Origin of the sequence: Priestia sp. SIMBA_032, from assembly GCF_046535215.1 — a bacterium.
Taxonomy (GTDB): Bacteria; Bacillota; Bacilli; order Bacillales; family Bacillaceae_H; genus Priestia; species Priestia aryabhattai.
The window spans coordinates 1-22,972 of record NZ_JAWRXD010000020.1 but is presented as its reverse complement, the minus strand read 5'-3'; the positions used below and the strand labels follow the sequence as shown (position 1 = coordinate 22,972).

The window sequence follows — 22,972 nt, the reverse complement described above, 5'->3', positions numbered from 1 at the left end:
AAAGGGCTATCATTTATGATTTAGTAGACACAATAGTGTGAATTGTGTAAATAATAAGGATTCTTTCTAAAAGGGATACATAATATCTCTTTTGCAACTAAAAATGCATACGTATGCAAATAGCTTTTTATTAAAGTTAGGAAGCTTACTATTAATTAAATTAATACTACTATGATTTAAAAACTCTGTTTTAAAATGCATACGTATGCATTTTAGGGATGTTGCTAAACGAAGTATGAATTTAATGCATACGTATGCAAATAAAGGGAGAGATTTGTCATGGCGAAAGTTTTCAAACAGGGGAAAAGTCAGGAAGAAATTAATCAAAATGATATGCAAGTATCAGCAACAGTAAGTCAAACCATTAAAAAAATTGAGGATGAAGGAGACAGTGCAGTTAGAGAACTATCAAGAAAATTTGATAATTGGTCTCCGGAAAATTTCAGATTGAGCAATCAACAAATCATTGAAATTGTGAATAGTGTACCAGAGCAAACAATTGAAGATATTAAATTTGCTCAAAATAATGTACGAAAATTTGCTGAAGAACAGAGAAAATCTATGCTAGACATTGAAGTAGAAACATTACCTGGCGTTATTTTAGGCCATAAAAATATTCCAGTTGGAAGTGTTGGATGTTATATTCCAGGTGGACGTTATCCTATGGTTGCTTCTGCACATATGAGTGTACTGACAGCAAAGGTAGCTGGAGTAAAACGGGTGATTGCTTGCACTCCACCTATTGGAGGAGAAATTCCATCAGCTACAGTAGCAGCCATGCATTTAGCAGGAGCCGATGAAATCTATATTCTTGGGGGAATTCAAGCCATGGCTGCCATGGCTGTTGGTACGGAAACAATTGAACCTGTAGATATGCTGGTAGGACCAGGTAATGCTTATGTGGCAGAAGCAAAACGTCAATTGTATGGTCGTGTTGGAATTGATCTCTTTGCAGGCCCTACAGAAACATTAGTTGTAGCTGATGAAACAGCAGACGCAGAAATGATTGCTACTGACATTTTAGGACAGGGAGAACATGGACCAACTTCACCGGGAGCATTAATTACAACATCTGAAAAGTTAGCCCAAGAAACTGTAGAAGAAATTGCACGTCAGCTTGAAAAACTTCCAACAGCCGATGTAGCACGTGTTTCCTGGGAAGATTACGGTAAAATCATAATTGTGGAAAATGAACAGGAAGCTTTAATAGAAGCAGACAAATTAGCTTTTGAGCATGTTGAAATCTTAACTGAAAATCCAGATTACTTTTTAGAAAACATGAATAATTACGGATGCTTATTTTTAGGTCCTGAGACAAATGTAGCTTATGGCGATAAAGTCATTGGTACAAACCATACACTTCCAACAAAAGGGGCAGCACGCTATACTGGTGGACTGTGGGTAGGTAAGTTTTTAAAAACATGTACTTATCAAAAAGTTACAGAAGAAGCTAGTGCGCATATTGGTGAATATGCAGCTCGCCTTTGTCAACTAGAGAATTTTTCAGGACATGCCGAACAAGCTTTACTTCGCGTACGTCGTTATGGAAAAGTAACAGCAAAGTAACCAATAAAAGGGATACATAAACTTTTTATGTATCCTTTTTCAATAAGTTTTTGCTCTTTTGAGATGAATTTCTGGTCATCTCCTATCCAATATATTGAAAGCGTTTGCTTTTGGAGGATTAGCAATAGAATTACTAAAGTTTAACGTTATAAAAAATCTGAAAATTTAAACTAAAAAAGAAAATATATTAAAATGTGACGAGAAATATAGGGGGAGAAACAATGGATTTAGTCATCATTATACTTGCTTTAGGGCTCTTAATGCTTATTGCTTACCGAGGTTTTTCTGTCATTCTTTTTGCACCTCTATGTGCATTACTTGCAGTTATATTAACGGAACCCAGCTATGCTTTACCTTTCTTTTCTAATATTTTTATGGAAAAGATGGTTGGCTTTATTAAAAATTATTTTCCAGTCTTTTTATTAGGAGCAGTTTTTGGAAAGTTAGTTGAAATGTCTGGAATTGCAGAATCTATCGCTAAAACTATTATAAATTTAGTTGGTCGAAAACGAGCTATTTTAGCTATTGTTCTCATGTGTGCAATATTAACTTACAGTGGAGTCAGTTTGTTTGTAGTAGCGTTTGCTGTTTATCCATTTGCAGCTAACCTTTTTCGAGAAGCTAACATTCCTAAGCGACTTATTCCTGGAACCATTGCTTTAGGAGCTTTATCTTTTACAATGGATGCTATGCCGGGTACACCTCAAATTCAAAACGTAATCCCAACTTCTTTTTTTAAGACAGATATTTATGCGGCTCCTATATTAGGAATAATCGGATCTCTCTTTGTGCTTTGCCTAGGACTTCTTTATTTGGAAAGACGCCGTAAAAAAGCTCAAATTGCAGGTGAAGGTTATTTTGGTTTTGATGGTGCTGGGGAAGAGACAGCTGTTACTGCTGAAACAGTTAATATGTCAGCTGCGCCTTCTACTAATTCTGCTAGTATCGGGCGTCAGGTATTAGCATTTGTTCCCCTAATTTTAGTGGGAGTGGCCAATAAATTTTTCACTATGTCTATTCCAAAGTGGTACCCAGAAGGTTTTGATTTTTCGAAGTTAGGGTTAGAAGCCTTTGGCAAAGTAGACTTAGCAACAGTAACAGGAATTTGGTCGGTAGAGCTAGCTTTAGTGCTAGGTATTCTTACTGCACTCGCCTATGATTGGAAGCGCGTAACTACTGGATTTCAACAAGGTATTAATGCCAGTATTGGCGGAGCTCTACTAGCAGCTATGAATACGGGTTCTGAATATGGTTTTGGTGGAGTTATTGCATCTCTTCCTGGATTTGCAACTGTACGGGATAGTATCTCACATACTTTTACAAATCCACTTATTAATGGAGCTGTTACAACAAACGTTTTAGCTGGAATTACGGGTTCAGCATCTGGGGGAATGGGGATAGCACTGAGTGCTATGGGAGATAAGTACATACAAGCTATTACTCAATATAATATTCCTCCTGAAGTTATGCACCGTGTCGTAGCAATGGCCTCAGGTGGGATGGATTCTTTACCTCATAACGGAGCTGTAATTACACTACTTGCTGTTACTGGATTAACTCATAAACAGGCTTATGGAGATATCTTTGCAGTGACTATTTTTAAAACACTCGCATGCTTCTTTGTGATTCTTGTCTACAGTTTAACTGGTTTAGTTTGATCACAGGAACCCTAAAATTCATAAAAGGGAGAATCATAATGGCTTATTTTGATGAACTAAAAGGTAAAAAAGTGCTGGTTACTGGAGGGAACAAAGGAATTGGTAAGGATATCGCTTTGGCGTTCGCTAGACAAGGGGCAGATGTAGTGATTACAGGGCGTAATGAAGCTGACTTAGTGTCGACTACAAATGAATTAAGGAAGATTCAGCCCAATGCTTTCTACTTAAAGGGAGATATGCAAGATATACAAAGTGTGTATGAAATGGTAGATAACGCGGTTTCTACATTAGGTAATATTGATATACTCATAAACAATGCAGGAATTAATATTCCAAAACCAGCACTAGAAGTAACCGAAAAAGATTGGAATCAAGTAATAGACACCAACCTTAAAGGAACCTTTTTTTGTGCACAAAGAGTAGGGAAACATATGATAGAGCAAGGAAGGGGAAAGATTATTAACATGGTTTCCCAAATGGCTTTTGTAGGATATGTTAAGCGCTCTGTCTATTGTTCTAGTAAAGGTGGCGCAGTTCAATTAACAAAAGCACTTGCTGTTGAATGGGCGCAATATAACGTGAGAGTAAATGCTGTGGCCCCTACTTTTATCGAGACAGATTTTACGAGGGAAATGTTTGAAGATAGGGAATTTTATCAGGATGTTATTGCCCGTATCCCTTTGGGGAAATTGGCTCAGCCATCCGATGTTACAGGGGCAGTTCTTTTTTTAGCTTCCGATTTAGCTCAGTTTATAACAGGAGAAACAATTAAAGTAGATGGAGGGTGGACAGCAATATGAGTGTTTCTAAAGAAGAATTAGCAATTATAGGTTCTGGTACAATGGGGCATTCTATTGCCTTATCTGCATCTATAGCAGGATTCAACGTAAAAATTTGGGGAATAGATGACAGTGATATTCAACATGGGAAGCAAGGTATTGATGAAAAATTGAATTTGTTAACAATGTATGAGGTAGTGGATTCTAATGAAATAGAAAATATAAAAGAGCGTATCTACTTTACAAACTCATTAAGAGAGTGTGTAAATAATGCCAGTTTCGTGATTGAAGGAATTCCAGAGAACTTATACTTAAAACAAAAAATGTTTCAAGAGTTAGATAAATTATGTTCCCCAAATGTAATACTTGCGAGTAACACGTCTGGTTTGAGTCCAACTGATATTGCTGCTCTTACTTCATATCCGGAAAGAACAGTAGTTACACATTTTTGGAATCCAGGACACTTGATTCCTCTTGTAGAAGTAATACGTGGAGAACAGACGTCTAAAGAGACTGTTAATAAATCGCTTGAATTACTTAAACACATGAATAAAAAGCCTATTGTGGTTCAAAAAGATATCCTTGGTTCAATTGGAAATCGACTGCAATATGCTTTATTCCGTGAGGCTCAATATATTCTTGAGCAAGGCGTGGCTTCAATAGAGGATATTGATAAAGCTGTTTGTTACAGCATAGGTAGACGTTTGTCGGTGACAGGACCATTTATGACAGCTGATATGGGAGGGCTAGATGTATTTGATTCTATATCAGCCTATCTATTCCCTGATTTGAGCAATCATAATAGATCGTTTAGCAAGATGAAAAATCTCATAGATGAGGGAAATTACGGACAAAAAACAGGAAAAGGATTTTATGAATGGTCACAGCAACAATCTAAAAAAATGAACAAAGAACGTGAACAGCAACTTATTTATTGGTTGAAAAGAGATTTAGAAGAGGAAAAGGAATAAGAATAATTGTTTGTAATTAATGAATGAGCAAGTAAAACTTGACGGAACGTTATGAAAAAAAGGGTGGTCCTTTGGACCATCCTTTTCTTTTATTTTGATAAAAGGGTAGGCTTTTCGGTTTTCGGTTTTATACTGACAAGCATTATACTGAAAATGACTAAAATGAGACCTACTAATAAATTCACTGTAATTGGTTCCTTTAAAAATAATGAACTTGCTGTAATAGAGATAATAGGGATTAAAAAAGTGTAGGTAGAAACCTTACTTGCTTCTCCTGAACTAACAAGTGTAAAGAAGTCAAGCCACCCTAGAGCAATAACGAACACGGATATAAATAATAATACGGTAATAAAAGCTGGGTTCCATGAAATGGATGACCAGTTTTCTGTAAGTGTACCGGAACCCATTAAAAATAAGCCACCAATGATAATGTGCAAGGTAGTGAGCCAGATTCCATCAACCTTGTTAGAGGTTTTTTTCATAAATACAGTACCCAAAGCCCAGCTTAAAGCAGAACCTAATGCAAGACAAATACCTGTAATAGAAATATGGCCGTTTAAACCGCCAAGACAAATGACAAGAACGCCCACGAATCCTAAAATAAGCCCTAATAGTTTGAAAGGATACATCAACTCACCAAGCCACATCCAAGAAAATAAGCCCATTAAGATTGGTTGAAAAAAAACAATCGCGGTAAAAAGTCCGGCCGGTAAATAATTTAATCCAATTGTTTGAAGTCCATAGAATAAGATGATATTAAATAATGCGGATATAAAATAAATAGGCCACGTCTCTTTAAAACGAAGCATTTTATATCTAGGAATAGCAATTATGAGTAATATAAGGCCTCCGATAAACAGTCGTATACCAGCAAATAAAAGTGGTGGAGAGTAGTGCAGTGCGAACTTTGTTAAAGGCCAGTTTATTCCCCACATAAAAACAAGAAACGCAAGGAAAAATCCAATTCGCGTTTTAGAGTGTTGCTGCATGATAAAACCTCCTTGTTATGATTACATTAAACATGATACGCTAAGTATATAAATAAGAAAAATGAATGTTTTTTATAAGGAGTATAAGTAATTACTTATGATAACAATTACACAACTTCAAGTATTAGTAAAAACTATTGACACAGGAAGTTTTACGAAGGCTAGTCAAGCCCTGAATATGACTCAACCAGCTGTTAGCCATGCAATATCCAATTTAGAAGCTGATTTAGGAGTTAAACTGCTTCTTAGGGATCGTAAAAGAGGTCTAATTTTAACCGATATTGGGGGGCGTATTTTAGTACATATTCGAGCAATATTAAATCATATTGAAAAAGTAGAACAAGAAGTAGCAGCTGAAAAGGGATTTGAAGTAGGGACGATAAGAATAGGCAGTTTTCCAAGTGCATCTACGCAGTTCTTACCAAAAATTATTAAAGTTTTCAAACAAAAATATCCCTCTCTCCAGCTAAATGTTTATGAAGGAACATTAGACGAAATTAAAGGTTGGTTAAAATCTAAAGTTATTGATATAGGGTTTATCGTTCTTCCAAGCAAAGGTATGGATACTGTACCAATTGCTAAAGATGAAATGGTAGTTTTAGTGCCCAAAACTCATGTTTTATCGAAAAAGAATTCTATTAGTATTAATGACTTAGATAATGAGCCATTAATTTTGTGCAGAGGAGGATTTGAATCTCCCATTATAGATATGTTTAATAAAGCTAAAGTGAAATTAAGAGCTGAATTTACGGTTTCTCATATCAATACCCTTTTAAAAATGATTCAAGAAGACCTAGGCTTAGCTATAGCTCCTAAATTTTCATTAACAAGTGTACCCAAAGGAATTGCTATAAAAAAATTAGAACCGGAATTTTGTAGAGAAATTGCTTTGGCAATTCCAAATTTAAAAGAAGCATCTATCGCTGTAAAATTATTCATTAAGGAAGTGAGAAACCTAGACAATGAATTTGAATAAGGAAAGGAAAGCAATTTTTATTTGTGAACCGTCCAAAAGTTGTTTTTTTCAGATAATAAGTGTTCCTTATAGAATTATTTTTTTATAGCTAGGATTGCAATTAAATATGATGGGAAATTATATGACTCTTCTCCAAATCAAAATGCCCATGACTGAAAGAAAGATGCTTATTTGAAATGTAAGAATATAAAGTAATGCGGATCAGTGGTAACAGCATTGTAAATCGGATGCCTCAAGTTTTAAACGGAGGTTTTGTTTTTTTAATGATTGCTAACATGTATATGAGGTGAGAATATGTGTGGAAGATTTTCTTTAGCGACAGATATATCTGTGCTTCAAGAGCAATTTAACTTTGAATTTAACGATGAAGTAACAATTAATCCAAGATTTAATGTAGCTCCCTCTCAACAAATTTTAACAATAGGATCTAATGGAGGAAAAAGAATTGGAATAACGATGAAATGGGGACTAGTACCTTCGTGGTCTAAGGATAGTAAAGTTGGATATAAGATGATAAATGCACGAGCCGAAGGTATTGATCAAAAGCCAAGTTTTAAGACACCTTTTAAACACAAGAGATGTTTAATTGTATGCGATGGATTTTATGAATGGAAAAAAGAAGGGGAAAACAAGCAGCCTTTTCGATTTGTAATGGAAGATGGCAGGCCATTCGCATTTGCTGGACTTTGGGATGAATGGGATAAAAATGGTGAGCCCCTTTATTCGTGCACAATTATAACCACCACCCCAAATGAAATTACACAAGAAGTTCATAATAGAATGCCTGTAATTCTTGAGGAAGATGCATATGATGTATGGATGGACTCTAAAATGAATGATACAGAGTATCTTAAATCACTGCTCATTCCTTTTCCGTCGAAAAAGATGAAATCATATCCTGTATCTACACTTGTTAATTCACCGAAAAATGATGTTGCGGAGTGTTTAGCCCCAATTAATAGTTTATAAAGAGGAGTAAAACACAGTTAAACTAAAAAAGAGAAGGTTTTTAACCTTCTCTTTTTCTATATCTTTTATGCTTAGATATTCTTCATGCCATATTCCCTAGATTAATGTAAGAAAACGCTACCTTTTACCAAACTTTTAAAGTGAACTGAGTTGTAGTTGTCGCATCTACCACTGATCTAGATATTCAGCGTAGTCATACATTTTATCAAGATTTATTTTTTAAAAAAAGACAACTTATCTTATGGGTTTGTCTATTCAAAATCAAAAAGAATTCATCGATCAATTGTTTGGATTATCATCATAAGCTAGTAGTTTAAAGGAAGCTGCCAATTTATATTTCTATAAAGTATTTTTTGCACTAGAACCAGTAAGGACCTTTTAATTCACTTTACAGTCTATAATCCCTATCTCTAAGGAATCATTTACATAAAAATTAGCTTCCAATAAAATAAATAGTAGTTATATTTACAGGAAGATGTTAGCAAAAAAACTTCATAGACCTAGTACATATAAAGTAACTAGGTAGGGCATTTACGTCAGTTCATTAGTGAATGCCGAATTTTCTAACGAGGGAGTGAGATTGTTGAAAAAGAGAATCTGTATTATTGGTAGTGGGGTAGCCGGACTGCACCTAGCCTATGCTCTAAGGAACGATTTTGATATTACGGTCATTGAACGTCAATCACCAGATCAGATTAGAAGAGGCCGAATCATGTCTACCCAGGTACATTTCGGACCCACAAGGAATCGTGAAACACGCTTTAATGTGCCGAAATGGGGAGAACAACCCCTTATTGAAAGTATTCATATTACGATTGGAAATCAGAAACTGTTTGTCGGAAAGTTGAAAGAGCCTGCATCATCTGTTGATCAACGTTTATATTACTCGTATTCTATTAATGACCTTATAGAAAAAGGAGTTTCATTCCGTTTAGAAAAGGTAGATAGAGAGAGTGTGGAAGTACTAATAAATGAGTTTGATTTAGTTATTGATTGTACAGGGAAAAATGGGCCTCTTTTGCCGTTTTCGATCGAAGAGGATCTTTCTCCTTTTAAAACTCCTCAGCGAAAATGTATCGTTGGTTATTTTAAAGGTATAAAAGCAAATAATCCTTTGGGAGTAGGCGTAACGGTTCTTCCTGAGTTGGGTGAAGTGTTTGAAATACCTGCAGTAACAGAACACGGTCCTGCTACTATAATGTTCATTATGGCAATACCAAGCAGTGATTTAGATGTATTTAAAGGAATAAAAAGTGCAGATGAGTTTACTCTTAAAATGAGAAGCACAGCTCAACAGTTTTTTTCTGAAATTCACAATCGAATTGATGAGAAAAATTTTGCTTTATGTGATGAAAAGAGCTTTCTTCAAACCGCCTTAACACCTATTATTCGAAAGCCATATCTCATGGTTAAAAACAAGCTGGTAATGGGCTGTGGCGATAGTGTGTTTTTAAACGATCCTATTACGGGTCAAGGTTGTAATCTCTCTTCTTACTGTGCGGAACAATTGTATGAAACTCTCATGGAATACAAAAATTTTAAGTGGGATGTAGAAACAGGAGAGTCTTATTGGAATCGAACGAAACAGTATGTAAAAGAGGTAACTGAATGGACAAATGCTATGACGAAACCATTACCTGAGCATATCGTTCAATTGCTATTTCAGGGTGCACAGGACCAAATAAAAGCAAATGAAATTGCTGAATGGTTTGCCAATCCCACAAAAGCATATGAAGCGTTTACTTCAACAAAATTCATTGTTTAAAAATTATCTATTAAAAAGAAGCAGTGTACATAAGACACTGCTTCTTTTTAATTTATTGATGACGAAGTATTTCAATTTCTTCTATAGAAAGACCTGTCAATTTACTTATTACGTTGTTAGCTATACCTTCTTGAATCATTCCAATAGCCATCGCTTTTATAGCTTCTTCTTTCCCTTTTTTTTCAGCTCTTTTTAAAGCTGACTTTTCATCTAATAACGCTTTTCTTCGTGCTTCATAAGCTAATAATACTTCCGGATCTTGACTCACACGTTCCCATTCGTCCATCGCTTTCTTTAATACTTGATCTTCTTGCATCGCAATCTCCTCCAATACCTGAGTGATTTCTTCATCTTCGGATGCTTCAAGTAATAATAACCATCGTACGAGTTGATCTTCCCGTGGATCTACCTCTCTGTTACGCCATTTAATTAATAACTTAGGTAGCTCCATAAAATGAATTTCGAGCATATCCGTTAAGAGTAGCTTCTGTTCTCGCTCATATAACTGAAAGGTGGAGTGATACTCATGTATATGAGATAAATAACGGAAGTTCACAATGTTAATAGTAATGGTTTTACAAAGCTCTCCGTAGTCCATGCCTTCTTTCATTTGACTACTATACATTTTGGACCAGTAATAGAGCGTTCGTTTTTCCATGTCATGTTTATTATTAAGCTGAATTTCAATATTGACACGACTTCCATCTTCTAGTTGCGCGTGTACATCCAAAATAGAACGTTTATCTTCTTGGTTTTCTTTATTAAAATGAGGATCTAATAATTGAACCGTTTGAATTTTCTTCTCATCTGGAAAACGGAGTGCTGCGTTTAAAAAGGCAGCTAAAATAGATTCATTTCCATGTGTGCCAAATAGTGATTTAAAAGCAAAGTCGACACGTAAATCTAATCGTTTTGTCATAATATCCTCCATCATCTCCATGTTTATTATTAGTATACCATGGCTGTATGGATTCTTTCTATTTCTCGCTTTATAGCGTAATAAAGTGGCCATCAGGCATCTTTTGTCCTTCATTATTTATAAAGACAAAAAGTTTAAAAATAAAAACTCTACAGTACTTCTGTTAAAAAAACTCATAAAAAATGACGCGAATCTCTTGTAGACAAAGCGATATAATTCATAAAAATAACTACAGGTTTAAGTGAATTGTAGCTTTATGGTTTTACTTACATTAAAAAAGGCACTTGCTATATGCAAGTGCCTTTTGCTACGTTGATATTTCTAGACACCTATTATAAAAATAGATGCTCTTAAAGAGGTGACGAGTTCATGTCGGAAAACAACGTCGCCTCTTATTATAGACCAAATTCCTTTATCCTGGTACTAAAGTACAATAGTAAAAACACTATTTAGATCACCTTAAGTCCAACTATAACAAAATAGATGGTCTTCTAGATAACTCAATGTTAATCATTAAAAGCTTATAGAAAAGATTTTAGGGTTTATTTACCTTGAAAATGTTTTTTCTTTGCTCCTGTTTAACGCGTTTTAAGCGCAACTCTATTTTTTTATCTAACGTTTTATGTACGATTTTGATGATTGTACATATAAACAGTAAGATTACAGGTATAATTACAGATTGTGGTACGTGAAAGCAGAAGCAAAGTACGGATACAAGTAGGGATATAGCACAAATAAAATTGATTATCCATTTTCTACTTCTATGTGATTCAAGGTTTCTTTCAAGCAACTGCTTTTGTCCTTCTTCCCTTTTTATACCTTCTAAATTATTGTGTGTAAGATTCATCGTTGTTTCTCCTCAAGAAAACTAATTTTGTATAATCTACGTATTAGTTTGTTCCCAAGATGACGCCTTCTTAGAACAAATAATACATAGTTTTTCCTCTTCATTATAAATTAAACAGTATTAAGATTTATAACTAATTTTACACAAAATACCCAATTAATGAACCTTCTATTTTTTGAACAAGAGTAATTTTGAATTTCACTCCTCTCTTTCAAGACAATAGCATAGTTGGATAGAACCAAAAGAGAAAGCTTGTTACAGTGATGTATACTTCATTCATGCAGTCACTTTACATGAATTGAACATCGATTAGATAGTATGTAGCTAGTGCAGTAAGTTTGCCTGTCTACGCAAAAACAAAAAAACTTACCACAGTAAGGGGTCAGTAGCTTTTGATGTAAGATGTGCTTGGATTTTATATGCTGGGTGTTGGCCTAGTGTCCTATCTTTTTCATAGAATGGGTGAGTGATCGAAAGGTGTCCCCTAGTTTAAAGGAAACTACTCTAGTAAAAAAGTTAGATAATTAACTCAACGTGAATAGCACCTATTATCTTAGGGGCAATTTTTGTCCATATTTTCGCAAAATTCTTGGTTTGCATCAGGAGCAGATTGAAAATATAAATTGATGTGTATGTTGAGAGAAATTAAATAAGAGTTAAAGCTGATGAATTTTAACATCAAAGAATTAGGGTAAAGATATAAAGAGTTTCTATAAAAGTAATCTATTATCAATATTCAACACTTAGAGAAGAGTATATATCTTATGCTTTAACGTAGTAGCGAGTACTTATTTCAAGTGAAAATGTATCAATAAACTCGACATTATGATCCTGAGAAATAAATAAGGAGGCAGCTAGCCGATGGAGTTTCTATCTTTAATGCTTATTTTAATTGTATTATTGGGTTTAGCTTTTGACTTTATTAATGGATTTCATGACACAGCCAATACAATCGCTACATCAGTTACTACTCATGCTTTGACTCCAAAGCTTGCTATCCTTTTAGCAACTTTAATGAATTTTGTAGGTGCTTTGCTTTTTTCTGGAGTGGCTCAAACCATCACGAAAGATATTGTTGATCCTTTTTCGTTACAAAATGGATCACTGGTTATTTTAAGTGCTTTAATGTCGGCAATTATATGGAATCTTCTTACCTGGTATTTTGGTATTCCAAGTAGTTCATCTCATGCACTTGTAGGGTCTATTTCCGGGGCTGCTATTGTAGCAGGAGGATTTCACGCATTAAACTATAAAGGGTTTCTGAAAATCATTGAAGGACTGATTATTTCACCAATTATTGCTGTGTTATGTGGTTTTATTATTATGAGTCTGTTTCAACTAGCTTTTAAAAATTTTTCTCTTCCTAAAACAAACCGAAGAATGCGTTTATTTCAGGTTTTCACAGCAGCACTTCAATCATTTTCTCATGGAACAAATGATGCTCAAAAGACTATGGGTATTATTACAATGGCATTAATTACGGCTGGATATCAAACCTCAATGGATATTCCGTTTTGGGTTCGAATCAGTGTCGCAATGGCTATGGGAATGGGAACGACGATTGGTGGATGGAAAATCATTAAAACTATTGGAGGGAAAATCACCAAGTTAAACCCAGCAAATGGGGCAGCAGCTGATTTATCCTCGGCTCTAATTATATTTGGATTTACAGCATTAAAGTTGCCTGTAAGCACTACACACGTGGTATCTTCATCTATTATAGGTGTTGGTTCCGCACATCGAATAAAAGATGTGAAATGGGGTGTAGCGAAGCGTATTGTCATTACATGGATTATTACTTTACCTCTTACGGCATTACTATCGGGCACTCTTTTTGAAGTATTTTTTTTATTAACTAAATAAATTAAAAACGAAGAAAAATAAAAAAAGCTCCAAATCCGGAGCTTCTTTGGTGTAAGCATTTTTGTAGAAACTGATGGACTCTGAAGATACATAGAAGTACAGTACCTTATACTCCATAGTAATGGATACCTATCAGGCCCCCCTATAAACAATTGAGAACCGTAGAATGTACCTTTGAATTACTGGCTATGATGTTCTGATCAGACAGACTATAGACATTTCCTGTTGTATTTGTCACTGCACCACCTGCTTCCTTAACTAGTAATACGCCTGCTGTAATATCCCATACATTTAAACCATACTGCCAGAAAGCACCTAGCCTTCCACAAGCAACGTAGGCTAAATGTAATGCTGCTGAACCTAATACACGGATTGATCTAAATTCCTTGCCAATAGAATCCATACTTGCTATATTCACTTCACGAAAGGCTGATGTGAAGACAAAGCCTGTGGCTATCATACAATCAATTGCTTTCTCTGCCTCTGATATCGAAATCTGTTTGCCATTACAAAAAGATCCTTTCCCTTTTTCAGCCCAAAATAATTCATCCCTGCAAGGATCGTAAACAACGCCAAGAATAATTTCCCCTTTGCAGGCTAGTGCGATTGAAATGGTGAACCCTGGAATTCCATGAATGAAATTTGCTGTTCCACCAATAGGGTCCACGATCCATAAAAAGGGAACATCTCGAGCATCTTGAAGAACCTGGCTAAGAGGCTTTTCAGCAGCAAAAGACTCCTCTTCGCCTAATAAAGAATGTTCTGGATGTGCTTCTAAAATGAAATCCCGAATTTAATTTAATAGGGTCGATTGGCGTATGGAGTAACAATTTTTAAAACGATATAATTCTGAATATACAGAAATTTTTAAGTAGGAGAGTGGAAGTATGAGTGGAAAAAATAAAGAAATTGAATTTATAAAAATCATATGTGTCTTAGATGGTTTGGCTGAAGGCTTGAATATCATAAAAGGGCAGGAGTATTACGGATTTGAGACTGTGGATGAGTTAGGTTAAAACGTTTATACGGAGAACGAAAAAGGAAGATTACCTATTTATATTGGATCATATCCAAAGACATATTTTCAATTAATAGATAATGAAATACATGTTGTAACGTTTGAAAAAAACACCTAGAGAGTAAGGTGTTTTTTCTAATTAAAAAGGATTAAAACACAGTTAAACTAAAAAAGAGAAGGTTTTTAACCTTCTCTTTTTCTATATCATCCTGTAATCCTATGTATTTAATAAAAGAAATGACTTTCATTACTGGGGGGCATTTCTTTTATTCCTAAAAGTACTGGAGATTATATCAAATTCCAACAGGTATTCTCACTGAATTCTAGAAATATTACTTATCAAAAATTTATATAAATATTTCCAATTATGATAAAAGAAGGTGATTAAATGGAACGAAAGAAGTTTATTGATCACATTGATAAGTTAATAGAACAATCTGATGCGTGGAGAAAGGATGCGGAGAAAAGAGAAGACTGGAACAGTGCATGTTTTTACCAAGGTGAGGTCAAAGCTTACGAGAGAGTAAAGAGATTGGTTAATCAGCAGTTACATGTATAAATAAAAATTACAACCCTAACTCAGAAATGAGTAGGGTTTACCTTATTTCTTTTTCTAGTTTAGTCGGGTAGGCAGGCACTCTCACGAGCGCCCGCCCCCCTAAGAACCGTACGTGACAGATTTCCCGTCATACGGCTCAAGCCTTCTTTTTGTCCGAACAACTTATTTAATACACGGTACATGTACTAATTTAGCAAATTTACCTGTAGAAACCTCGAGGTTTCGCACTGTAACTTTTTCATCATTTTGTAGAGCCTGCTTACACAATGCACAACGATATCCTTGTTTTCTTGCTAGTTTCACCCTATCTAATGTATTTTCACTATTAAAGACCTTACGGTCTCGCTTTTCCCAATACTCTCTTAGACTAGGATCATCCGGGCTGTTTTTATAGGTTACCATGACATGTCGTTCTATCTTAATCCAGGACATCTTTAACAGTTGAATGTTAGTAAGTGGACATGTGAGAGTCCATTTATCATTCCCTCCGTGGTGGGGTTTCTTAAAATAACGTTTGGTAATCCATTTCCACGGCTTCTTTGGATGTAGGCGTTTAAGGTGTTTTGTTATTTTTAAGAAAACGTAATTATCCATATATCCAAACGTCTTTTTTGAAACGACATGTTTCCAATACTGTCCGTAACCACGAATAATTGGGTTCAAAACACGTATCAGTTCTTTCACTGGTCGTCCTCTCATCACTGCGAACGTATCTTTTATCTTACCCTTTGCTTTTTTGATGCTGTCTCTGCTAGGTTTGATTAGTAACTTATTACCTTGTTCCGTCCTGTATTGACGCAGAGAGAAGCCGAGAAAGTCGAACCCATTCTCAATATGTGTAACTCTAGTTTTCTCTACACTGAGTGTGATCCCTCGCTTTTGTAAGTAGGGAGTAAGTTTCCAATACATGCTTTCAGCTTTCTCTTTCGTTTCCGTTACGATGACGAAGTCATCTGCATAGAGAACACGCCCTATCTTACATTTTGGGTCGGTTCCGTATCCTCCTCCATTTGGTTTATATGTCTTTCTGTACACAATACCAATCTCTTCTTCCATACCGCATAAGGCGATATTAGCTAGAAGGGGAGACAAGATACTTCCTTGAGGGGTTCCTTCTGTTGTCGTACGAAGCATACCTTGCTCCATGTGTCCCATTTTAAGCCATCTTTTGATGAGAGTGTTTCCTGGAAATATAGATGTTTGTTCTACTATCCACTTATGATTAAGATGGTCAAAGCACCCTAAAAAATCTCCCTCAAATACCCATTTTTTCTTACTATTCGTGTTAAGCTTATTAAAAAGATTACTTATAGCGTCGTGTGTGCTTCGTTTAGGACGAAAACCGTAAGAAGTTGGTTCGAACTTGACCTCCCATTGTGGTTCGAGTGCGTTTTTTACTACGCTTTGATAAACTCGATCTCGTATCGTCGGGATACCGAGAGGTCTCAGTTTTCCATTTTTCTTCCGGATAAACGTTCGTTTTGTTGGCTTCGGACGATGTCGAAAGACGTTGTATTTAACTAGTTGTTTATAAAGTTTGATACGTTCGCTTGGTTTTGAGGCCGTAAAGCCATCTACGCCAGATGTTCGCTTACCGGTATTTTGTTGCGTTACTCTGCGAATGCAGAGTAATAAATTGGCTTTACTCCGGAGGAGTAAACGTTGAAGTTTCCTTACCCTTCTTCGTTGATTTTGTTGTTCGGCACGATAAATTCTTTGTCGTAACTTCGTTACATATTGTTGTATAGTATTCCAATCAATAGAGTACCAACCTTTATGCGAGACGTGCGCCGACGCTCGTAGAGAGGTATTCATAACAGCACGCTCCTTTTCGTTAGAAGATAGCCACAAATTTATTTTCGTGTTGAAGACCCATGAGAAGTAGGCGCTCTTTCGAGCCTGTCAATGTCTATAAAGACGACAGTATCCGTCCAGTTATACAATATTTCTGCTTTCCTGTCCCTTTTCAGGGTAACGGCTTTCGCTTTTTCTCATATCCCATACCCTCTGCCACATCGTTTGACTTTGCAGTCATCCTACTGCTTACGCAGATGACATAGGGCTTACCAAGTTCCACTTTCTACAGATGCAATAGGGGAAGGCAGGTTCTTTACTCCGGGCAAGATGCGGGACGCATCAGAGCAGCATTATGATTCTACTTTTCCTCTTGCCAAGACTCAAGCAAAGCTGTGCATTATCTTGAGCTAACCCTTACGAAGCTTACAAACCTTCACTTTCGTTTACCATACCTATTTTCTCCTAGCAGTATTCTGGACCATGCATTTGTCCTCTGTTTCCGCATTTCCTCATGCAACCGACAGACTCGTTACCAAGCATGCCGTTTCGGATGGAGATCATCTCTGCGTCTAGATGAGTAGCGTTAGCTACACTGTAAGAAAGCGACTTCTTGTCGCACCATAACTATGATTATAGGAAGTAGACTTTTCAACCTATTACCTTGTTAAAAACGTTTGTAAAACTACGTGTATTTTAAAGGACGTTCGTAAAATGTTTTCAAATCTAAACGAACGTTGAGAATGATAAATTTTTTATACAAACTCATAGTCCGTAAACGTATACTTTTACGGTTGAGATATTTAAATCTATTATAAGATGTTAAAATTATAGTTAACAAAAAAGAAAGCTACCTCATCGTTGCAGGGGGGATAGCTTTTAGGGAATTTATAAGCTTCAATTCATAAAAAAGTCTGCATAATTTATAATAGGTACCCCTTTGAAAGCCATTGAGACGCACAAGGGCTTTTTTTTCTGCTTGGTTCCTTTAAAGTACATGAAGGTGTAAACTTAGATAAAATAGGCTAAAAACATATATATATACATATTCAATAAAAATTGTGTAAAATAAATATCATTTTCTGCTTAAAAGTTGTACCATGCAGTATCCTTAGAAGGGGTTATATATTATGAAAAATCCAAAAGTAAGTGTAAAAGTAGATACAAATGAATTTATATGGGATAAAAATGAAGGTTTATTTACCTTCGATGGGGCTCCTGCCTTATTATTTTGGGACTCAGCGATTGAACTCTTTTTTAAAACTATTGAAGAGGTTTCAGGAAGCGACGTGTCTATAACTGTTTTTGAAGCTACAGGATTTCGTATGGGTCACTTAGTGAGTAATTACTATCAAGATCGCTTTGATATTCTAGAAGTAATTGAACAATACAAAGACATCTATAGAAATGCAGGCTGGGGAAATGTCGAGATTATCTACTTTTCTCTAGAAGAGAAAAAGGTGATTATTCGATTAAAAAATAGTTGGGAACATCGAATATTCCAACTGATGGATAGAGAGCAATCTGGAGTATTACTACCAAGCCATTGGGCTGGGGTATTTAGTGGGCTTTTAAAAGAAAACATGTGGTATAAAACCAAAAAAATTCAAGTAATGGGTCATGACTATGATGAGATTGAAATTACAGTTTCCTCTACTACTCCCTCTTCAAATATACATAAGTTAGCGAGAGAAAAAGAACAACAACGTATATGCGAACTTGAAAACAAAGTCGAAGAACGGACTAAACAATTAACTTCACTCGTGAAAGACCTATCATCCCCTGTGATTCCTGTACTAGATGGTATCCTTGTTATTCCGTTGATAGGTCGGTTTACAGAAGAACGCTCCGAGGAATTAATTGAAAAAGCGCTACATGAATTTTCTAGAAGACAGGCTAGCCATTTATTAATTGATTTAACAGGAATGAATCAATTTGATGAATTTACTATTCATGGATTAGAACGATTGATACAAGCGATTGGTTTACTCGGGGGGGAATGTACTCTTGTAGGAGTATCACCATCCCTTAGTATTCAAATTACTAAATCAGAAATAAATCTGAATACCTTAACCTCATTTTCTACATTGCAACAGGGAGTCCAATATGCACTTGAACAAAGTGGCTTAGAAATCGTTAAAAAGAAAAAAAGAAATACCCTTTGATTATTTTTATAGGTCCAAGCATATGTATAAACGGAGCGCTTTTTATACATTCTTTCTTCAACCACACACCTGAAGATCATCGTCATATCAACGGTGTATAAAAAGCTGCATACTCAAGCAAAAGAATCCTTAGCCGAACCCTACTGCCGCAAGGGTTCTTTTGCTTGCTTGGTTCCGGAAAGAGACTTTATGTTAACTAAACCTATATAGCGTAACAGTTAATTTGTAATCGAAATAATAAAAAAGCACTAACTAATTCGTCAAGGCGATTTAGTTAGTGCTTTTTTTTGCGAAGTATTCTCGAGTATCTGTTCTTTGCTTCTCAGGTAAAACATGGTTGAGTTCCTTATCTAACCATGCAAGAGTTTTATAACGAAGAAATTCACGCATCTGTTCTTCTGCCTCAAGCATGACCAAATTAATTGTACAAGTAGAATTGCTGGATTCACAGGAATTACAGTCCTTGTCTCGATATAATATACCATTTTGCACAATATTTTTACATTGGAAAATCGGTTTGGGTCCTTCGACAGCTTCTATTACATCCCAAAAGGAAATCTCTTCTGGAGACTTAGCTAATCTATATCCTCCCTTTACACCAGGAACGGAACTTACAATACCAGCCTTAGATAATTTACCGAAAACTTTCGAAAGAAATGTTTCCGAAAGTCCTTGGAATTCTGCTAAATCTTTTATTCCCACACTTTCTTTTGAAGGCGTATCAATTAAATAAACAAGACAATGTAATGCATATTCAACCCCGACGCTATACTGCATATAAACTCACCTGCTTTTGGTTTTAAGGGTTATCAAATTGTATCTTAGGAGTATTTTGAGTGTTTGTCAAATAGAAGAAATCTGTTTCAGTATATTATTTTTTTATTTGACAAACATAATGATAGGGTTTATATTAAAGACCGAATTAATCGGCGATTAAATTAGTCTTTATATTGAAATTAAAATGTAGATTAAAGGAGAAATACAAATGAATAAAACACTTATCATTAATGCACATCCAAAAGTAGATGATACTTCTTCATATAGCTTGAAGGTTTTTCATCACTTTTTAACAGCTTATAAAGAATTAATTTCTGATAGTGAGACAATTGAACAAATTAATCTATACAGTGATGTAGTACCAATGATAGATAAAACAGTATTAAGTGCATGGGAAAAACAACGAAATGAACAAGAGCTAACGAGCCAAGAAAAAGAAGTAACGGATCGTATGTCTGAGGTTTTACACCAATTTAAAAGTGCAGATACGTATGTCATCGTTTTACCTTTGCATAATTTTAATATTCCATCGAAGTTAAAAGATTATATAGATAATATTATGATCGCACGTGAGACGTTTAAATATACGGAAACTGGATCAGTGGGTTTACTTAAAGACGGACGAAGAATGCTTGTTATCCAAGCAAGTGGATCAATCTATACAAATAATGATTGGTATACCGAAGTTGAATACTCTCACAAATACCTGAAATCAATGTTTAATTTCCTTGGGATTGAAGATTATCAAATCATTCGCGCACAGGGAACTGCTTTATTAGAGCCAAATGAGGTAGTAGAAAAAGCATATAAAGAAGTGGAAGAAGCTGCTTCAAGATTGGCTAAAAAATAAAAAAACTTCATTAAAGGAAATGTCAAATGAATAATTCATTTGATATTTCCTTAGTTTAACAAAGGGAGAGTTTGGCTTAACATGGTGAAAGTTCTATACATTACTGCGAATCCAAAATCAATTGAAAACTCAGTTAGTCATCGAGTAGGTCAAGCTTTTCTGCAAGCTTATCGCCATTCTCATACAAATGACGAGATCAGAGAAATAAATTTATACGAAGAAGACTTTCCGACAATAGATAATGATGTCCTTAACGGTTGGGGAAAAATGCGTAAAGACGGAATTTCCTTCTTAGAATTAAATGAAGTAGAACAACAAAAAATAAATGTTTTAAATACATTTACAGACATGATAGCGAGTGCTGACAAATATGTATTTGTATCTCCTATGTGGAACTGGGGAACTCCACCACGATTAAAAGCATTTATCGATTCCTTTGTAGTAGTAGGAAAAACATTTCATTACACAGAAAATGGCCCTGTTGGACATTTACAAGGTAAAAAAGCTATTCACATCCAAGTAAGTGGAGGAATTTACTCACAAGAACCTTTTGCGCAAATGGATCATAGTCACCCCTATTTAAAACAAGTACTTAACATTATAGGTATAGATGATGTGGAAGTGTTGTATGTGGAAGGACATGAATTTGAGCCTGAGAGAGCAGATGATATTATTCGTAAAGGTATAGATGATGCAGAAAAACATGCGTTGGCTTTTTAACTTTACTCTATCTTAGTTAGAAGTGATGTGGAAAGTCAAAACAATTTTTTCATTATGGGAGAGAAGTTATAATGACTACCGTTAGAAAAGCTGAACCGAAAGATATTAATCAATTAACTGAACTAATGTATGAGTATATCGTTGACTTTTATGAAAGACCAGAACCACCTATGGAAAAAGTTCATCAACTTTTTATACACTCCTTAACCAAAAGAAAGGAACTCAATTTGTTGTCGAAAGCAATGAAGAATTAATTGGTTTTGCTACATTATACTTTACATTCGATACCCTATTTGCACACAAAGTAGCGATATTAAATGATTTATATGTAACAGAAGAAGCAAGGGGTACAAATATTGCTCATGAGCTTTTCCAAGCATGTCATCATTTTGCTGAAGCAAATAATTATGCTTATATGTCATGGTTGACTGCAAATGATAATAAGCGTGCTCAACGTTTTTATGAAAAGATGGGTAGTGTTTCTGAAGGTTGGGTACATTATTCAATACAAACGAATAAAATGACCTCTTCGCTTGTTAAATAAAGAAGTAGTTTTGAGTGATTAGTAATAAAAAGCCCTTAAACATAGGGCTTTTTTGCTTCTAATAACAATGATGACGTAAACTTACTTATAATAAATGGGATTTAACAAAAAAAGAATCCTTTGCTGATATTGATATGCTCCCCGTTAGGTAGACAGATAAAAAATAAAAATCTGTTTATCTAAGGGGAGTTTTTACTATGGCTCGAATAAAATATTCTAAAAACGAAAAATTGGCTATTTTAGCTCTTTATGAAGATGGGCATCATTCAATAGCCGACATTATGGAAAAGTTTTCTGTTGATCCTGGTACGATTAGAGACTGGAAGAGAAGGTATGAAATGGACGGTGAAGACGGCTTAACAGACGCAACTTCTTGGAAATCTTATTCTAAAGATCTAAAATTAGCAGCCGTCAATGATTATCTATCAGGACATTATTCGTTAAGCCAAGTTATTCAAAAATATAATATATCCCGTACTGCGGTTTTGAGAAAATGGATTAAAAAGTATAATAGTCATAGAGAATTAAAAGATACCGGTAAAGGACTGACAAACTCTATGACAAATAGAAGAAAAACAACATTAGAAGAACGCATTCAAATTGTGAATTACTGTCTACAACATCGGAAAAACTATCAGCTCGCAGCCGAAAGCTATGAGGTTTCTTATCAACAGGTATATCAATGGGTGAAGAAGTTTGAAGCGCACGGTGAAGAAGCCTTAAAAGATAAACGTGGTCGAAATAAACAGGAAGACGAATTGACAGAGGAAGAAAAGCTCAAGATGGAAATGAAACGTTTAGAGCGAGAAAATAAACGTTTACACGCAGAAAATGCTTTTTTAAAAAAGTTGGAAGAACTCGAAAGGAGGCGTCGTTAACAAGCGTTCGTCTACATAATAAATACAGGGCAATTCAAGATTTACATACGAATGAAAATCTCCCCATAATCCTTTTATGTGAAATATCTGGTGTATCTCGTGCTGCTTATTATAAATGGCGACAGCGTACGCCCACAGCAAGAGAATTAGAAAATGAAGCAATCCTTCAAGATATTCGAACTATTTATGCACGAGTCGGAGGTATCTATGGGTATCGAAGAATGAAATTAAATATTAATAGACTATATGGTAAAACGTTTAATCACAAACGTATTTATCGTTTAATGCATATCGCTGGATTACAATCTGTGATTCGTAGGAAAAGAAAGCGTTATGTCCCTTCCTCTGCCCAATATGTCGCAGAA

At 35.3% G+C, this 22,972-nt stretch carries 23 protein-coding genes and 1 pseudogene; 17 read left to right on the top strand and 7 right to left on the bottom strand.

Annotated elements, in window-relative coordinates:
* Positions 1-279: 279 nt before the first annotated feature.
* The 4 genes from hisD (at position 280) to SB717_RS28095 (ending at position 4,974) form a co-directional block, all read left to right on the top strand.
* Entirely contained in the window at positions 280-1,566 is a 1,287-nt protein-coding gene (hisD, locus tag SB717_RS28110) for a histidinol dehydrogenase (RefSeq protein WP_074682836.1), read from the top strand.
* Between the two features lie 221 nt (positions 1,567-1,787).
* Positions 1,788-3,224, top strand: a complete 1,437-nt coding sequence (locus tag SB717_RS28105; protein WP_410905920.1) for a GntP family permease — start codon at positions 1,788-1,790, stop codon at positions 3,222-3,224.
* 38 nt (positions 3,225-3,262) lie between these two features.
* Positions 3,263-4,024 carry an SDR family NAD(P)-dependent oxidoreductase gene (locus SB717_RS28100; protein ID WP_410905918.1) on the top strand — a complete coding sequence of 254 codons (762 nt, stop codon included), beginning with the start codon at positions 3,263-3,265 and terminating at the stop codon, positions 4,022-4,024.
* A complete protein-coding gene (locus SB717_RS28095; RefSeq protein ID WP_410905916.1) occupies positions 4,021-4,974 on the top strand; it encodes a 3-hydroxyacyl-CoA dehydrogenase family protein in 954 nt (317 codons plus the stop codon). The genes SB717_RS28100 and SB717_RS28095 overlap by 4 nt, the downstream gene beginning before the upstream one ends.
* Positions 4,975-5,063: 89 nt before the next feature.
* On the opposite strand, the gene SB717_RS28090 is transcribed toward SB717_RS28095, so the two are convergent.
* Positions 5,064-5,963, bottom strand: a complete 900-nt coding sequence (locus SB717_RS28090; RefSeq protein WP_074682840.1) for a DMT family transporter — start codon at positions 5,961-5,963, stop codon at positions 5,064-5,066.
* A gap of 100 nt (positions 5,964-6,063) precedes the next feature.
* Here SB717_RS28090 and SB717_RS28085 point away from each other — a divergent pair, with 100 nt between their 5' ends.
* Entirely contained in the window at positions 6,064-6,939 is an 876-nt protein-coding gene (locus SB717_RS28085) for a LysR family transcriptional regulator (RefSeq protein ID WP_410905968.1), read from the top strand.
* Between the two features lie 294 nt (positions 6,940-7,233).
* Positions 7,234-7,908: an SOS response-associated peptidase gene (locus SB717_RS28080; RefSeq protein WP_410905914.1), complete on the top strand. Its 675-nt coding sequence runs from the start codon at positions 7,234-7,236 to the stop codon at positions 7,906-7,908.
* 101 nt (positions 7,909-8,009) lie between these two features.
* Here the strand turns inward: SB717_RS28080 and SB717_RS40290 are convergent, their stop codons facing one another.
* The gene (locus SB717_RS40290) at positions 8,010-8,084 is read right to left on the bottom strand and encodes a DUF8096 family protein (RefSeq protein WP_479522632.1); all 75 of its coding nucleotides are present in this window, start codon (positions 8,082-8,084) and stop codon (positions 8,010-8,012) included.
* A gap of 398 nt (positions 8,085-8,482) precedes the next feature.
* Here SB717_RS40290 and SB717_RS28075 point away from each other — a divergent pair, with 398 nt between their 5' ends.
* Entirely contained in the window at positions 8,483-9,673 is a 1,191-nt protein-coding gene (locus tag SB717_RS28075) for a styrene monooxygenase/indole monooxygenase family protein (RefSeq protein WP_410905912.1), read from the top strand.
* Between the two features lie 52 nt (positions 9,674-9,725).
* Here the strand turns inward: SB717_RS28075 and SB717_RS28070 are convergent, their stop codons facing one another.
* Together SB717_RS28070 and SB717_RS28065 are read right to left on the bottom strand one after the other, a co-directional pair.
* A complete protein-coding gene (locus SB717_RS28070; protein ID WP_279621024.1) occupies positions 9,726-10,592 on the bottom strand; it encodes an Rpn family recombination-promoting nuclease/putative transposase in 867 nt (288 codons plus the stop codon).
* Between the two features lie 535 nt (positions 10,593-11,127).
* Positions 11,128-11,439 carry a hypothetical protein gene (locus tag SB717_RS28065; protein WP_074682844.1) on the bottom strand — a complete coding sequence of 104 codons (312 nt, stop codon included), beginning with the start codon at positions 11,437-11,439 and terminating at the stop codon, positions 11,128-11,130.
* Positions 11,440-12,300: 861 nt separating this feature from the next.
* Here SB717_RS28065 and SB717_RS28060 point away from each other — a divergent pair.
* Positions 12,301-13,302: an inorganic phosphate transporter gene (locus SB717_RS28060; RefSeq protein WP_410905910.1), complete on the top strand. Its 1,002-nt coding sequence runs from the start codon at positions 12,301-12,303 to the stop codon at positions 13,300-13,302.
* Between the two features lie 142 nt (positions 13,303-13,444).
* Here SB717_RS28060 and SB717_RS28055 read toward each other — a convergent pair whose 3' ends face one another.
* Positions 13,445-14,083 carry an inositol monophosphatase family protein gene (locus SB717_RS28055; RefSeq protein WP_410905966.1) on the bottom strand — a complete coding sequence of 213 codons (639 nt, stop codon included), beginning with the start codon at positions 14,081-14,083 and terminating at the stop codon, positions 13,445-13,447.
* Between the two features lie 106 nt (positions 14,084-14,189).
* Between SB717_RS28055 and SB717_RS28050 the strand changes: the two genes are divergently transcribed.
* Positions 14,190-14,318, top strand: a complete 129-nt coding sequence (locus tag SB717_RS28050) for a hypothetical protein (RefSeq protein ID WP_312036211.1) — start codon at positions 14,190-14,192, stop codon at positions 14,316-14,318.
* A gap of 390 nt (positions 14,319-14,708) precedes the next feature.
* Positions 14,709-14,879 carry a hypothetical protein gene (locus tag SB717_RS28045; protein ID WP_171779054.1) on the top strand — a complete coding sequence of 57 codons (171 nt, stop codon included), beginning with the start codon at positions 14,709-14,711 and terminating at the stop codon, positions 14,877-14,879.
* A 162-nt stretch (positions 14,880-15,041) separates the two neighbouring features.
* On the opposite strand, the gene ltrA is transcribed toward SB717_RS28045, so the two are convergent.
* Positions 15,042-16,694 (bottom strand): group II intron reverse transcriptase/maturase, encoded by a 1,653-nt coding sequence (gene ltrA / locus SB717_RS28040; protein WP_410905908.1) that lies wholly within the window; start codon positions 16,692-16,694, stop codon positions 15,042-15,044.
* A gap of 1,109 nt (positions 16,695-17,803) precedes the next feature.
* Between ltrA and SB717_RS28035 the strand changes: the two genes are divergently transcribed.
* A complete protein-coding gene (locus SB717_RS28035; protein ID WP_410905906.1) occupies positions 17,804-18,838 on the top strand; it encodes an STAS domain-containing protein in 1,035 nt (344 codons plus the stop codon).
* 270 nt (positions 18,839-19,108) lie between these two features.
* On the opposite strand, the gene SB717_RS28030 is transcribed toward SB717_RS28035, so the two are convergent.
* Positions 19,109-19,615, bottom strand: a complete 507-nt coding sequence (locus tag SB717_RS28030; protein WP_410905904.1) for an Rrf2 family transcriptional regulator — start codon at positions 19,613-19,615, stop codon at positions 19,109-19,111.
* A 208-nt stretch (positions 19,616-19,823) separates the two neighbouring features.
* Between SB717_RS28030 and SB717_RS28025 the strand changes: the two genes are divergently transcribed.
* The 6 genes and pseudogenes from SB717_RS28025 to SB717_RS28000 all read left to right on the top strand — a co-directional run.
* On the top strand, positions 19,824-20,465 hold the full coding sequence (locus SB717_RS28025) for an FMN-dependent NADH-azoreductase (protein ID WP_074682849.1): 642 nt from the start codon (positions 19,824-19,826) through the stop codon (positions 20,463-20,465).
* An 81-nt stretch (positions 20,466-20,546) separates the two neighbouring features.
* Positions 20,547-21,185, top strand: a complete 639-nt coding sequence (locus SB717_RS28020; RefSeq protein WP_410905902.1) for an FMN-dependent NADH-azoreductase — start codon at positions 20,547-20,549, stop codon at positions 21,183-21,185.
* 71 nt (positions 21,186-21,256) lie between these two features.
* Positions 21,257-21,439, top strand: coding sequence for a hypothetical protein (locus SB717_RS28015; RefSeq protein WP_410905900.1), 183 nt, complete (start codon positions 21,257-21,259; stop codon positions 21,437-21,439).
* Positions 21,430-21,729, top strand: a pseudogene (locus SB717_RS28010) (GNAT family N-acetyltransferase); the annotation flags it as partial. The gene SB717_RS28015 and the pseudogene SB717_RS28010, both read left to right, overlap by 10 nt.
* A 197-nt stretch (positions 21,730-21,926) precedes the next feature.
* Positions 21,927-22,607 (top strand): helix-turn-helix domain-containing protein, encoded by a 681-nt coding sequence (locus tag SB717_RS28005; protein WP_410905898.1) that lies wholly within the window; start codon positions 21,927-21,929, stop codon positions 22,605-22,607.
* A gap of 32 nt (positions 22,608-22,639) precedes the next feature.
* On the top strand, positions 22,640-22,972 hold a 333-nt coding region (locus SB717_RS28000; RefSeq protein WP_410905964.1), incomplete at its 3' end, for an IS3 family transposase.

What these genes read in the sequence shown, in the direction of transcription:
- SB717_RS28095 (WP_410905916.1), top strand. Translation starts at nt 4,021, where the DNA reads ATGAGTGTTTCTAAAGAAGAATTAGCAATTATAGGTTCTGGTACAATG.
- SB717_RS28090 (WP_074682840.1), bottom strand. Translation starts at nt 5,963, where the DNA reads ATGCAGCAACACTCTAAAACGCGAATTGGATTTTTCCTTGCGTTTCTT.
- SB717_RS28050 (WP_312036211.1), top strand. Translation starts at nt 14,190, where the DNA reads ATGAGTGGAAAAAATAAAGAAATTGAATTTATAAAAATCATATGTGTC.
- SB717_RS28105 (WP_410905920.1), top strand. Translation starts at nt 1,788, where the DNA reads ATGGATTTAGTCATCATTATACTTGCTTTAGGGCTCTTAATGCTTATT.
- SB717_RS28080 (WP_410905914.1), top strand. Translation starts at nt 7,234, where the DNA reads ATGTGTGGAAGATTTTCTTTAGCGACAGATATATCTGTGCTTCAAGAG.
- SB717_RS28035 (WP_410905906.1), top strand. Translation starts at nt 17,804, where the DNA reads ATGAAAAATCCAAAAGTAAGTGTAAAAGTAGATACAAATGAATTTATA.
- SB717_RS28045 (WP_171779054.1), top strand. Translation starts at nt 14,709, where the DNA reads ATGGAACGAAAGAAGTTTATTGATCACATTGATAAGTTAATAGAACAA.
- SB717_RS28100 (WP_410905918.1), top strand. Translation starts at nt 3,263, where the DNA reads ATGGCTTATTTTGATGAACTAAAAGGTAAAAAAGTGCTGGTTACTGGA.
- SB717_RS28005 (WP_410905898.1), top strand. Translation starts at nt 21,927, where the DNA reads ATGGCTCGAATAAAATATTCTAAAAACGAAAAATTGGCTATTTTAGCT.
- SB717_RS28025 (WP_074682849.1), top strand. Translation starts at nt 19,824, where the DNA reads ATGAATAAAACACTTATCATTAATGCACATCCAAAAGTAGATGATACT.
- ltrA (WP_410905908.1), bottom strand. Translation starts at nt 16,694, where the DNA reads ATGAATACCTCTCTACGAGCGTCGGCGCACGTCTCGCATAAAGGTTGG.
- SB717_RS28015 (WP_410905900.1), top strand. Translation starts at nt 21,257, where the DNA reads ATGACTACCGTTAGAAAAGCTGAACCGAAAGATATTAATCAATTAACT.
- SB717_RS28020 (WP_410905902.1), top strand. Translation starts at nt 20,547, where the DNA reads ATGGTGAAAGTTCTATACATTACTGCGAATCCAAAATCAATTGAAAAC.
- SB717_RS28070 (WP_279621024.1), bottom strand. Translation starts at nt 10,592, where the DNA reads ATGACAAAACGATTAGATTTACGTGTCGACTTTGCTTTTAAATCACTA.
- SB717_RS28030 (WP_410905904.1), bottom strand. Translation starts at nt 19,615, where the DNA reads ATGCAGTATAGCGTCGGGGTTGAATATGCATTACATTGTCTTGTTTAT.
- hisD (WP_074682836.1), top strand. Translation starts at nt 280, where the DNA reads ATGGCGAAAGTTTTCAAACAGGGGAAAAGTCAGGAAGAAATTAATCAA.
- SB717_RS28060 (WP_410905910.1), top strand. Translation starts at nt 12,301, where the DNA reads ATGGAGTTTCTATCTTTAATGCTTATTTTAATTGTATTATTGGGTTTA.
- SB717_RS28065 (WP_074682844.1), bottom strand. Translation starts at nt 11,439, where the DNA reads ATGAATCTTACACACAATAATTTAGAAGGTATAAAAAGGGAAGAAGGA.